The organism is Mesorhizobium escarrei (assembly GCF_935825525.1).
Lineage (GTDB): Bacteria > Pseudomonadota > Alphaproteobacteria > Rhizobiales > Rhizobiaceae > Mesorhizobium > Mesorhizobium escarrei.
The window spans coordinates 1-11,186 of the sequence record NZ_CAKXZT010000152.1 but is presented as its reverse complement, the minus strand read 5'-3'; the positions used below and the strand labels follow the sequence as shown (position 1 = coordinate 11,186).

Annotated in this window: 22 protein-coding genes; all 22 read right to left on the bottom strand. The window is 62.0% G+C overall.

The annotated features are described in order from the left end of the window. Positions 1-912, bottom strand: a 912-nt coding sequence (gene secY / locus NMG80_RS27290) for a preprotein translocase subunit SecY (protein ID WP_254020985.1), incomplete at its 3' end; no start/stop codon positions are given. Between the two features lie 190 nt (positions 913-1,102). Then, positions 1,103-1,576 (bottom strand): 50S ribosomal protein L15, encoded by a 474-nt coding sequence (gene rplO / locus NMG80_RS27285; RefSeq protein WP_254020984.1) that lies wholly within the window; start codon positions 1,574-1,576, stop codon positions 1,103-1,105. Between the two features lie 22 nt (positions 1,577-1,598). Further along, positions 1,599-1,796 (bottom strand): 50S ribosomal protein L30, encoded by a 198-nt coding sequence (rpmD, locus tag NMG80_RS27280; RefSeq protein ID WP_006205449.1) that lies wholly within the window; start codon positions 1,794-1,796, stop codon positions 1,599-1,601. Between the two features lie 24 nt (positions 1,797-1,820). Beyond that, the gene (gene rpsE / locus NMG80_RS27275) at positions 1,821-2,384 is read right to left on the bottom strand and encodes a 30S ribosomal protein S5 (protein ID WP_006333394.1); all 564 of its coding nucleotides are present in this window, start codon (positions 2,382-2,384) and stop codon (positions 1,821-1,823) included. A gap of 155 nt (positions 2,385-2,539) precedes the next feature. Continuing rightward, positions 2,540-2,899 carry a 50S ribosomal protein L18 gene (gene rplR, locus NMG80_RS27270; RefSeq protein ID WP_029352225.1) on the bottom strand — a complete coding sequence of 120 codons (360 nt, stop codon included), beginning with the start codon at positions 2,897-2,899 and terminating at the stop codon, positions 2,540-2,542. A gap of 193 nt (positions 2,900-3,092) precedes the next feature. Then, on the bottom strand, positions 3,093-3,626 hold the full coding sequence (gene rplF / locus NMG80_RS27265) for a 50S ribosomal protein L6 (protein WP_023799285.1): 534 nt from the start codon (positions 3,624-3,626) through the stop codon (positions 3,093-3,095). 111 nt (positions 3,627-3,737) lie between these two features. Next, entirely contained in the window at positions 3,738-4,136 is a 399-nt protein-coding gene (rpsH, locus tag NMG80_RS27260; RefSeq protein ID WP_006205453.1) for a 30S ribosomal protein S8, read from the bottom strand. Between the two features lie 12 nt (positions 4,137-4,148). Further along, positions 4,149-4,454, bottom strand: a complete 306-nt coding sequence (gene rpsN / locus NMG80_RS27255; protein ID WP_023799286.1) for a 30S ribosomal protein S14 — start codon at positions 4,452-4,454, stop codon at positions 4,149-4,151. A gap of 27 nt (positions 4,455-4,481) precedes the next feature. Further along, a complete protein-coding gene (gene rplE / locus NMG80_RS27250; RefSeq protein ID WP_023799287.1) occupies positions 4,482-5,060 on the bottom strand; it encodes a 50S ribosomal protein L5 in 579 nt (192 codons plus the stop codon). Next, a complete protein-coding gene (rplX, locus tag NMG80_RS27245) occupies positions 5,053-5,367 on the bottom strand; it encodes a 50S ribosomal protein L24 (RefSeq protein ID WP_013531428.1) in 315 nt (104 codons plus the stop codon). Before rplX ends, rplE begins: the two co-directional genes overlap by 8 nt. A 12-nt stretch (positions 5,368-5,379) precedes the next feature. Then, positions 5,380-5,748 (bottom strand): 50S ribosomal protein L14, encoded by a 369-nt coding sequence (gene rplN, locus NMG80_RS27240; protein ID WP_006205457.1) that lies wholly within the window; start codon positions 5,746-5,748, stop codon positions 5,380-5,382. Positions 5,749-5,819: 71 nt separating this feature from the next. After that, entirely contained in the window at positions 5,820-6,059 is a 240-nt protein-coding gene (gene rpsQ / locus NMG80_RS27235) for a 30S ribosomal protein S17 (RefSeq protein WP_023799288.1), read from the bottom strand. Positions 6,060-6,070: 11 nt separating this feature from the next. Beyond that, on the bottom strand, positions 6,071-6,271 hold the full coding sequence (rpmC, locus tag NMG80_RS27230) for a 50S ribosomal protein L29 (protein ID WP_023799289.1): 201 nt from the start codon (positions 6,269-6,271) through the stop codon (positions 6,071-6,073). 13 nt (positions 6,272-6,284) lie between these two features. Continuing rightward, entirely contained in the window at positions 6,285-6,698 is a 414-nt protein-coding gene (gene rplP, locus NMG80_RS27225) for a 50S ribosomal protein L16 (protein WP_023799290.1), read from the bottom strand. A gap of 27 nt (positions 6,699-6,725) precedes the next feature. Then, positions 6,726-7,451 (bottom strand): 30S ribosomal protein S3, encoded by a 726-nt coding sequence (gene rpsC / locus NMG80_RS27220; protein ID WP_077377560.1) that lies wholly within the window; start codon positions 7,449-7,451, stop codon positions 6,726-6,728. After that, a complete protein-coding gene (gene rplV / locus NMG80_RS27215; protein ID WP_254020983.1) occupies positions 7,451-7,840 on the bottom strand; it encodes a 50S ribosomal protein L22 in 390 nt (129 codons plus the stop codon). The genes rpsC and rplV overlap by 1 nt, the downstream gene beginning before the upstream one ends. Before the next feature lie 2 nt (positions 7,841-7,842). Next, on the bottom strand, positions 7,843-8,121 hold the full coding sequence (gene rpsS / locus NMG80_RS27210; protein ID WP_006205463.1) for a 30S ribosomal protein S19: 279 nt from the start codon (positions 8,119-8,121) through the stop codon (positions 7,843-7,845). A 16-nt stretch (positions 8,122-8,137) separates the two neighbouring features. Further along, positions 8,138-8,971 (bottom strand): 50S ribosomal protein L2, encoded by an 834-nt coding sequence (gene rplB, locus NMG80_RS27205; RefSeq protein ID WP_254020982.1) that lies wholly within the window; start codon positions 8,969-8,971, stop codon positions 8,138-8,140. A 23-nt stretch (positions 8,972-8,994) separates the two neighbouring features. Continuing rightward, positions 8,995-9,288: a 50S ribosomal protein L23 gene (locus NMG80_RS27200; RefSeq protein ID WP_010909275.1), complete on the bottom strand. Its 294-nt coding sequence runs from the start codon at positions 9,286-9,288 to the stop codon at positions 8,995-8,997. After that, entirely contained in the window at positions 9,285-9,905 is a 621-nt protein-coding gene (rplD, locus tag NMG80_RS27195; protein WP_254020981.1) for a 50S ribosomal protein L4, read from the bottom strand. Before rplD ends, NMG80_RS27200 begins: the two co-directional genes overlap by 4 nt. Continuing rightward, positions 9,905-10,651, bottom strand: coding sequence for a 50S ribosomal protein L3 (gene rplC / locus NMG80_RS27190; RefSeq protein ID WP_254020980.1), 747 nt, complete (start codon positions 10,649-10,651; stop codon positions 9,905-9,907). The genes rplD and rplC overlap by 1 nt, the downstream gene beginning before the upstream one ends. A 141-nt stretch (positions 10,652-10,792) precedes the next feature. After that, a complete protein-coding gene (gene rpsJ / locus NMG80_RS27185) occupies positions 10,793-11,101 on the bottom strand; it encodes a 30S ribosomal protein S10 (RefSeq protein WP_006205468.1) in 309 nt (102 codons plus the stop codon). Positions 11,102-11,186 lie beyond the last annotated feature (85 nt).

The following is an 11,186-nucleotide window of genomic DNA, read 5'->3' as shown; positions in this document are numbered from 1 at the left end:
TCCGCCGATCTTCGCCTCTTCGCTGCTGTTGCTGCCGGCGACCGTCGCCGGCAGCAACAGCAGCGAAGAGGCGAAGATCGGCGGAATGACGCCGGCCGTGTTGAGCTTGAGCGGCAGGTGCGAGGTGTCGCCCTGGAACATGCGGTTGCCGACCTGGCGCTTGGGATACTGGATCAGCAAGCGCCGCTGGGCGCGCTCGAAGAACACGATCAGCGCGATGACGACGACGGCGAGAACGATGATCGCCAGGATCAGGCCGGTCGACAGCGCGCCGGTGCGGCCAAGTTCCAGCGTACCGGAGATGGCTTGCGGCAGGCCCGCGACGATGCCGGCAAAGATGATCAACGAAATGCCGTTGCCGATGCCGCGGGCGGTGATCTGCTCGCCGAGCCACATCAGGAACATGGTGCCGCCGACCAGCGTGATGACGGTCGAGATGCGGAAGAACATGCCGGGATCGCTGACGATGCCGCTGCCGCCTTCCAGTCCGACCGCAATGCCGTAGGCCTGGACCAGCGCCAAAAGCACGGTGCCGTAGCGGGTATACTGGTTGATGACCTTGCGGCCCTGCTCGCCTTCCTTCTTCAGCGCCTCCAGTGACGGGATGACGGAGGTCATCAGCTGCATGATGATGGAAGCGGAGATATAGGGCATGATGCCGAGGGCAAAGATCGCCATGCGCTCGACGGCGCCACCGGCGAACATGTTGAACATGCCAAGCACGCCCTTGCTCTGCGACGAGAAGGCCTGGGCGAAAGCATCGGGATTGATGCCGGGCAGCGGGATATAGGTGCCGAGCCGGTAGACGAGCAGCGCGCCAACGGTGAACCAGATGCGCTTCTTCAGATCCTCCGCCTTGGCGAAGGCCGAGAAATTCAGATTCGAGGCTAGTTGTTCAGCAGCCGAAGCCATGCCTGATTCTCCGCTTGGTCACGCTCGATGGCCCGCAACTCAGGCGGCGCGTGTCACCGAAGCTCACGAGATAAGCTCCGGACTGCAAACATGCAAGCGGCCGCGTTGACGCGGCCGCCATATTGATCGGATCAAAGCGTAATCGAAAGCGAAACGTGTCCCACTCTTGCGATCGCGCTTCAAATCGCCGTTACTCGGCTGCTGCCTTTTCCGGCAACTTCACCGAACCGCCGGCCTTTTCGATCTTCTCGATGGCAGCCTTGGAGGCGCCGGCCACGTCGAAGGCAAGCTTCGACTTGATCACACCGTCGGAGAGGATGCGCACGCCGTCCTTGACGCGGCGGATGACGCCGGCCGCGACCAGCGCTTCGGCGGTCACGATCGTCTTGGCGTCGAGCTTCTTGGCATCGAGCGCGGCCTGGATGCGGGCCAGCGACACGACGGTAAAGCTCTTGGCGAAGATGTTGTTGAAGCCACGCTTCGGCAAGCGCCGGTAGAGCGGCATCTGGCCACCCTCGAAGCCATTGACGGCGACGCCGGAGCGCGCCTTCTGGCCCTTGACGCCGCGACCGGCGGTCTTGCCCGAGCCGGAGCCGATGCCACGGCCGAGACGCTTCCTGGAATGCGTCGCGCCGTCCTTGTCACGCAGATCGTTGAGTTTCATCTGAGTTCTCCTGCGCTCTGGTTCAGCCCTCGTCCACGACGCGGACGAGATGCTGGACGGCAGCGATCATGCCGCGCACGGAGGGGGTGTCCTCCAGCGTGCGCTGCTTGTGCATCTTGTTGAGGCCGAGGCCGACCAGCGTCGCGCGCTGCTCCTTCGGCCGGCGGATCGGCGAACCGATCTGCTCGACGGTGATGGTCTTGGTTGCTTTCTTGGCCATGGTCAAAATCCCTGGTCAGCGCGACTATTCTTCGGCCGCAACGGCGGTGCCGCGGCGGGCCTGAAGGGTCGAATACTTGATGCCGCGCGCGGCAGCCACATCCTTGGGATGCATCTGGCTCTTCAGCGCGTCGAAGGTGGCGCGAACCATGTTGTAGGGGTTCGACGAACCCATCGACTTGGCGACCACGTCATGCATGCCGAGCGTCTCGAAGACGGCGCGCATCGGGCCGCCGGCGATGATGCCGGTACCCTGCTTGGCAGCGCGCAGCAGAACGCGTCCGGCGCCCCAGCGTCCCTCGACGTCGTGATGCAGCGTACGGCCTGAGCGCAGCGGCACGAAGATCATGTCGCGCTTGGCCGATTCGGTCGCCTTGCGGATCGCCTCTGGCACTTCGCGCGCCTTGCCGTGACCGAAGCCGACGCGGCCCTTCTGGTCGCCGACGACGACGAGTGCTGCAAAGCCGAAGCGCCGGCCGCCCTTGACGACCTTGGCGACGCGGTTGATGTGGACGAGCTTGTCCACCATGCCGTCGTCGCGCTCTTCGCGATCACGGCCGCGGCCGCCATCCCTACGTTCCTGTGCCATATCCTGTTCCTTGTTTTTTTCCGGAAGCACGGTTGATGATGATATCCGGCACCTCTGTGGGTTGCCGGGAGCGAAACTCATTTTTCCCTTCGCATGATCTTATCCGAAAAGTCTGCAACTTTTTGCTGCGCAAACCTCCGGTTCGGGATCATGCTTTAGAAACTCAAGCCCCCTTCGCGGGCAGCCTCGGCCAGCGCCTTGACGCGGCCGTGATAGATGTACGGTCCGCGGTCGAAGACGACTTCCTTGACGCCGGCCTTCGAGGCACGTTCGGCAATCAGCTTGCCGATTGCCACAGCGGCGGCAGTGTCGGCACCGGTCTTGAGCGAACCCTTGAGGTCCTTCTCCAGCGTCGAGGCGGCAGCGATGGTGTGGCCCTTGGCGTCGTCGATGACCTGGACGTAAATGTTCTTCGACGTGCGGTGGACCGACAGACGCGGACGCTCGCCGGCGACCTTCTTGATCTGGCGGCGGACGCGCTGAGCGCGGCGTTGAGTGGATTCTTTCGAGCCCATGATATCAGTTCCTTGCCTTCAAAAAACGGGGGCAACCCTGTGCGGTAGGACAAGCCTCCCGCGACCGCTCCCCGCGGCGTTGATTTGCAGTGAATGGTGAATGGAAAGATGGTAAAAGGTAGAAACTAGGTGCCAGCCGGCATCTGCTCTATCCTACTGCCATTTTTCCATTCACCATTCACTATTGACGAAATTACTTCTTCTTGCCTTCCTTGCGGACGATCTTCTCGCCAGCGTAACGAACGCCCTTGCCCTTGTACGGCTCAGGACCGCGATATTCGCGTATCTCGGCAGCAACCTGGCCGACCTTCTGCTTGTCGATGCCGGTCACGGTGATTTCCGTCGGCTTCGGCACGGTGATCGTGATGTCCTGCGGCGTTTCGTAGACGACGTCATGGCTGAAGCCGAGCGCCAGCTGCAGGTTCTTGCCCTGCATGGCGGCGCGATAGCCGACGCCGGTGATCTCGAGCTTCTTTTCGAAACCGTCCTTGACGCCCTGCAGGATGTTGACGATCTGCGTGCGCGACATGCCCCATTTGGAACGGGCGGTCTTGGTCTGGTCGCGTGGCTGGACAGCGATCTCGCTGCCTTCCATCTTAACCAGCACTTCGTCGTTGACCACGAACTTCAGCTCACCCTTGGGGCCCTTCGCGGTGACGGTCTGGCCGTCGACGGTCGCGGTCACGCCCTGCGGCAGCGAAACGGGTTTCTTTCCAATACGAGACATTTTGTTGTCCTCGTCACTTCTCTTGTTTCAGGTCTCTGTTTCGAGCGTGATCTTGTCCGAAGCCGGGTTCCACTTTTCACTGTGTGGTTCGGTTCGGGATCGCGCTCCAGATCAGAAGATCTGGCAGAGGATTTCCCCGCCGACATTCTGTTCACGCGCTTCGTGGTCGGCCATCACGCCCTTCGGTGTCGAAAGGATGGCGATGCCGAGGCCGTTGGCGACGTGCGGGATCGACTTCGCCGATACGTAAACGCGACGGCCCGGCTTCGAGACGCGGGCGATTTCGCGCACGACCGGCGCACCGTCGAAATACTTCAGCTCGATTTCGATTTCGGACTTGCCGTTGTCGAAGTCGGTCTGGCTGTAGTCGCGGATATAGCCTTCCGCCTTCAGCACGTCGAGGACGCGGGTGCGAAGGCGCGAGGCCGGCGTTGAAACGCTCGACTTCTTGCGGCCATAGGCGTTGCGGATGCGGGTCAGCATATCGCCGAGAGGATCGCTCAATGACATGTTATGTCCTCCTTACCAGCTCGACTTGACCAGGCCCGGGATCTGGCCGTTGTTGCCGAGATCACGGAGCGCGATGCGCGATACTTTGAGCTTGCGATAGTAGGCACGCGGACGTCCGGTGACTTCGCAGCGGTTGCGGATGCGGATCTTGGCCGAGTTGCGCGGCAGTGCCGCAAGCTTCAGCTGAGCGCGGAAGCGCTCTTCCATCGGCTTGGACTGATCCATGATGATCGCCTTGAGGACCTTACGCTTGGCAGCGTACTGGTCCACAAGCTTGCGGCGCCTGTTGTTCTTCTCGACTGAGCTGGTCTTTGCCATTTCAGATTTTTCCTTTTCTCGCTGCCGTTACTGGCGGAAGGGGAAGTTGAAGGCCTTGAGCAATGCCCTGGCTTCGTCGTCCGTCTTCGCAGTCGTACAAACGATGACGTCCATGCCCCAGATCTGATCAACCTTGTCGTAGTTGATCTCCGGGAACACGATGTGTTCCTTGATGCCCATGGCATAGTTGCCACGGCCATCGAAGCTCTTCGGATTGAGCCCGCGGAAGTCGCGGACGCGCGGCAGCGCGATGTTCACGAGGCGGTCGAGGAACTCGTACATGCGTTCCTTGCGCAGCGTGACCTTGGCGCCGATCGGCATCTTTTCGCGGACCTTGAAGCCGGCGATCGAGTTGCGCGCGTGGGTGACGACGGCCTTCTGGCCGGCGATCAGCGCAAGATCTTCGGCCGCGATCGAAGGCTTCTTCGAATCGCCGGTCGCCTCGCCGACGCCCATGTTCAGCACGATCTTGTCGATGCGCGGAACCTGCATCTCGTTCTCGTAGCCGAACTGCTCCTGCAGTGCCTTGCGGATGGTCTCGTTGTAGACCTGCTTGAGGCGCGGCGTGTTCTGGGCAGTCGCCTGCTTGGTTTGAGCCTTAGCCATTGATGACTTCTCCCGAGCGCTTGGCGACGCGCACCTTCTTGCCGTCCTTCTGGAAGATGAAGCCGACACGGGTCGGCTTGCCATCCTTGGGGTCGGCTAACGCGATGTTCGACAGCTGGATCGGCGCTTCCTTGGTGATGATCCCGCCCTCTTGGGACTGGGACTGCTTCTGGTGACGACGGATCATGTTGACGCCGCGCACCAGCGCGGTGTCTTCCTTCGGCTGTACCGAGAGGACTTCGCCCGAACGGCCCTTGTCCTTGCCGGCCAGCACGACGACCTTGTCGCCTTTTCTAATCTTCTGCATTGGTCCGGCTCCTTACAGCACTTCAGGCGCGAGCGAGATGATCTTCATGTGGTTCTTGGCGCGGAGTTCGCGCGGGACCGGTCCAAAGATACGCGTGCCGATCGGCTCTTTCTTGTTGTCGACGAGAACGGCCGCGTTCTTGTCGAAACGGATCACGCTGCCGTCCGGGCGGCGGATGTCCTTGGCCGTGCGAACCACGACCGCCTTCATCACATCGCCCTTCTTGACGCGGCCGCGCGGGATGGCTTCCTTTATCGACACCACGATGATGTCGCCCACGGAAGCGTATTTCCGCTTCGAGCCGCCCAGCACCTTGATGCACATGACACGACGGGCGCCGGAATTATCCGCGACGTCGAGGTTTGTTTGCATCTGAATCATGACTGGCCGCCTTCTTCTCTTCTAACGGGACGGGCTCAAAGCCCCTCCCCGGTCTGTCCAAAATTCGTTGTTTACGCCTGGTCCGAAGACACGACGGTCCAGCGCTTGTCCTTGGAAATCGGCTTCGATTCCTGGATGAACACCTGATCGCCGACCTTGTGGGCGTTGTTCTCGTCGTGCGCCTTGTACTTCTTGGTCATGCGCACGGTCTTCTTCATCACGGGATGCGTGAAGCGCCGTTCGACCTTGACGACAACCGTCTTCTCGTTTTTGTCGCTGACGACGGTGCCCTGCAGAATGCGCTTTGGCATGGTTTTCGTCCTTAAGCCTTCTTAGCCGCGGACTTTTCCGCAGCGATGGTCTTGATACGCGCAATGTCCTTGCGGACCTGCCTCACGCGCGCGGTCTTCTCGAGCTGGCCGGTGGCCTTCTGGAAGCGCAGGTTGAACTGCTCCTTCTTCAGGCTGGCCAATTCGTCGGTCAGCTGGTCCTGGGTCTTGGTCCGGATGTCTTCGGCTTTCATGATCAGCCCGTCCTTATTCTGCGATGCGCTGTACGAAGCGCGTCCTGACCGAGAGCTTGGCCGCGCCGAGACGCAGCGCCTCACGGGCGGTTTCCTCATTGACGCCGTCGATCTCGAACATGATGCGGCCAGGCTTGACGCGCGCCGCCCAGTAATCGACCGCGCCCTTGCCCTTGCCCATGCGGACTTCGGTCGGCTTCGACGTCACCGGCACGTCCGGGAAGATACGGATCCAGACGCGGCCGGCGCGCTTCATCTCGCGGGTGATCGCGCGGCGAGCCGCCTCGATCTCACGCGCGGTGACGCGGTTCGGCTCAAGCGCCTTCAGCCCGAAACCGCCGAAATCCAGATTGGTGCCACCCTTGGCGGCACCGTGGATACGACCCTTGAACTGCTTGCGGAACTTTGTGCGCTTTGGCTGCAGCATCGTTCTAACTCCAAATTCTCAACTGTCTCAGGCGTTTTCGCGACGGCGACCGCGTTCGCGCTCACCACCACCGCCATGCGCATGATCGCCCTCGGTGGCGCGGCGCTCCGAAGCCATCGGGTCGTGCTCGAGGATTTCGCCCTTGAACACCCAGACCTTGACGCCGCAGATGCCGTAGGCAGTGTGTGCTTCGGCCGTGCCGTAGTCGACGTCGGCGCGCAGCGTATGCAGCGGCACGCGACCTTCGCGGTACCATTCCATGCGCGCGATCTCGGCGCCGCCGAGACGGCCGGCGCAGTTGATGCGGATACCTTCGGCACCAAGGCGCATCGCCGACTGCACGGCGCGCTTCATGGCGCGGCGGAACGCGATACGGCGCTCGAGCTGCTGGGCGATCGACTGGGCGACCAGCGTCGCGTCGATCTCGGGCTTACGCACTTCGACGATGTTCAAATGCGTCTCGGACTTCGTCATCTCCATCAGCTTCTTGCGAAGCTTCTCGATGTCGGCGCCCTTCTTGCCGATGATCAGGCCCGGACGCGCCGCGTGGATGGTGACGCGGCACTTCTTGTGCGGACGCTCGATCACGACCTTCGAAATCGCGGCCTGCTTGAGTTCCTTCTCAAGATACTTGCGGATCTTGATGTCCTCATGCAGCAGCTTGCCGTACTCGCCGGTGTTGGCGAACCAGCGCGAATCCCAGGTGCGGTTGATGCCGAGACGCAGACCGATCGGATTGATTTTCTGGCCCATTATGCGGCCTCCACTTTTTCTTCGACTTCACGAACGACGATCGTGAGGTGCGAGAACGGCTTCTCGATACGGCTGGCGCGGCCACGGCCACGGGCATGGAACCGCTTCATGACGATCGACTTGCCGACATAGGCTTCCGCCACGATCAGCGCATCGACGTCGAGGTCGTGGTTGTTTTCCGCGTTGGCGATCGCCGATTCCAGCGTCTTCTTGACCGTGCCGGAAATCCGCTTGGTCGAGAATTCGAGATCGGAAAGCGCTGTCGCGACCTTCTTGCCGCGGATCAGCGCGGCAACCAGGTTCAGCTTTTGCGGGCTGATACGGATCGTGCGCAACACGGCGCGCGCTTCGTTGTCAGCAAGCCTGCGCGGAGCTTTGGCCTTGCCCATGATTATTTCCTCTTCGCCTTCTTATCCGCGCCATGACCGTAATAGGTCCGGGTCGGAGCGAATTCACCGAACTTGTGGCCGACCATGTCCTCGTTCACCGAAACGGGAACGTGCTTCTGGCCGTTGTAGACACCGAAGGTGAAGCCGACGAACTGCGGCAGAATGGTGGAGCGACGGCTCCACATCTTGATCACCTCATTGCGACCACCTTCACGAACCTTGTCCACCTTCTTGAGAAGGTAGCCGTCGATGAAGGGGCCTTTCCAAATCGAACGAGTCACTTGGCGTTACCTCTTCTTAGCTCTTGCGCTGATGGCGCGAGCGCAGGATGAACTTGTCGGTCGCCTTATTGGACCGCGTCTTCTTGCCCTTGGTCGGCTTGCCCCAAGGCGAAACCGGATGGCGGCCACCCGAGGTGCGGCCTTCGCCGCCGCCGTGCGGATGGTCGACCGGGTTCATGGTCACGCCGCGGTTGTGCGGACGTTTTCCCCGCCACACCGTGCGGCCTGCCTTGCCGTCATTGATGTTGCCGTGGTCCGGGTTGGACACGGCGCCGACAGTGGCCATGCACGAGCCGTGGACGACACGCTGCTCGCCTGAGTTCAGGCGCAGGATCGCCATGCCCTGGTCACGGCCGACGAGCTGGGCATAACCGCCAGCCGAACGGGCAACCTGGGCGCCCTTGCCCGGCTTCAGCTCGATGTTGTGGACGATCGTGCCGACCGGCATCGAGGCCAACGGCATCGCATTGCCCGGCTTCACGTCGACCGCTTCGCCGGCCACGATCTTGTCGCCGGCAGCAAGGCGCTGCGGAGCGATGATGTAGGACAGCTCGCCATCGTCATACTTGATCAGCGCGATGAAGGCGCTGCGGTTCGGATCGTATTCGATACGCTCGACCGTGCCGACAATGTCGACCTTGCGGCGCTTGAAGTCGATGATGCGGTACGTGCGCTTGTGACCGCCGCCGATGAAGCGGGCCGTGATGCGGCCGTAATTGTTGCGGCCGCCCGATTTGGTCAGGCCTTCGGTCAGGCCCTTGACGGGCTTGCCCTTGTAGAGGCCTGAGCGGTCGACGATGACCAGCTGGCGGGTGCTCGGCGTTATCGGGTTGAATTTTTTCAGTGCCATGTCTGTTGTCCTCGCGGTCTTGCTCAGAGACCCGTCGCGACGTCGATCGACTGGCCGTCGGCCAGCGTCACGATCGCCTTCTTGACGTCGCTCTGGCGGCCGATCGTGCCGCGGAAGCGCTTGATCTTGCCCTTGCGGACAAGCGTGTTCACGGCCATCACCTTGACGCCGAACAGCGCTTCGACGGCAGCCTTGATTTCCGGCTTCGACGCCTTCTTGGCGACGTTGAAGACGACCTGGTTCTGCTCGGAAGCCATGGTCGACTTTTCGGTGATCGCCGGCGAGACGATCACGTCGTAGTGACGAAGGTCGGTCATTTGAAGCGCTCCTCGAGAGCCTCGACGGCGGCCTTCGAAAGGACCAGCGTGCCGCGGCGCAGAATGTCGTAGACGTTGATGCCCTGGATGGGCAGCACGTCGATGTTCGGGATGTTCGTGGCCGCCAGCTTGAAATTCTTGTCGAGCTCGGCGCCGCCGATCAGCAGGGCGTTGGACAGGCCCAGCGTCGCGAAATTCGCGATCAGCGCCTTTGTCTTGGCATCGGTCAGCATCAGCTCATCGATGATGATGAGCGAGGCGCTCTTGGCCTTGGCCGAGAGAGCATGCTTGAGGCCCAGCGCGCGCACCTTCTTCGGCAAATCGTGCTCGTGGCTGCGGACGACCGGGCCGTGGGCCTTGCCGCCGCCGCGGAACTGCGGAGCGCGTGCCGAATGGTGGCGGGCGCGGCCCGTACCCTTCTGCTTGTACATCTTGGCGCCGGTGCGGGCGATCTCGGCGCGACCCTTGGTCTTGTGCGTGCCCTGCTGCTTCTTGGCAAGCTGCCAGCGCACGACGCGCTGCAGGATGTCTTCGCGCGGATCAAGGCCGAATATCTCGTCGGAGAGTTTCACCTTGCCGGCGTCCTTGCCGCCAAGCGTTGTGATCTTGAGGTCCATTATTCCGCTCCCTCTGTGGCCGGGGCATCTACTGTGGCCGGGGCATCGTTCTTGGCGCCATCATTGGTTGCAATGGCGCGGGTTGCGGCGGGCTTCGGCGCATTGGCCGGCAGCGCAACCTTGGCCGCATCACGGACCAGGATCCAGGCGCCCTTCGAACCGGGAACCGCGCCGCGGATCAGGATCAGACCGCGATCGGCATCGGTCGAGACGACCTCGACATTCTGCGTGGTGACGCGGGTGTCACCCATGTGGCCGGCCATGTGCTTGCCCTTGAACACCTTGCCCGGGTCCTGGCGCTGGCCGGTCGAGCCGTGCGTACGGTGCGAGACCGAGTTGCCGTGGGTCGCGCGGCCACCGCCCATGTGGTGCCGCTTGATGACGCCCTGGAAACCCTTGCCGATCGTGGTTCCCGTCACATCGACCTTCTGGCCGACGACAAAATGATCGACGGTGATCTCGGCGCCGACATCGATCATGTTGTCGGCGGAGACGCGGAACTCGGCAACCTTGGCCTTCGGCTCGACGGAAGCGGTCGCGAAATGGCCGCGCATCGCCTTCGACGTGTTCTTCACCTTGGCAAGGCCAACGCCGAGCTGGACGGCGGTATAGCCGTTCTTCTCCTGCGTGCGCTGCGCCACGACCTGGCAGTTCTCCATCTGGAGAACCGTGACGGGAACATGTTCCCCGGCATCGTTGTAGATGCGGGTCATTCCCACCTTCTTTGCAATCACACCTGAACGCATCGGTTCAATTCCTTTAGAGTTCCCTGTCGGGGCTGTCGCCCCTCCACGCCTCTTGTTCCTTCAGAGTTCCCTGTCGGGGCTGCCGCCCCTCCACGCCTCTTGTTCCTTCAGAGTTCCGGGTCGCCCCGCCGCTCTGGTTCCTTAGAGCTTGATCTCGACGTCGACACCGGCGGCAAGATCGAGCTTCATCAAAGCGTCGACCGTCTGCGGGGTCGGATCGACGATGTCGAGCAGACGCTTGTGCGTGCGCATCTCAAACTGCTCGCGGCTCTTCTTGTCGACGTGAGGCGACCGGTTGACCGTGAACTTTTCGATCCGCGTCGGCAGCGGAATGGGGCCGCGGACGTTGGCGCCGGTGCGCTTGGCCGTCGACACGATTTCCCGCGTCGAGGCGTCAAGCACCCGGTGATCAAACGCCTTCAGGCGGATGCGGATATTCTGTCCGTTCATGCGTCACTTCCTTGTTCTGGCGCGGCGCGGGCAGCGCCCGCGACAGATCGGTTTAAGTCCAAATTACTCTTTGATGGTGACGACG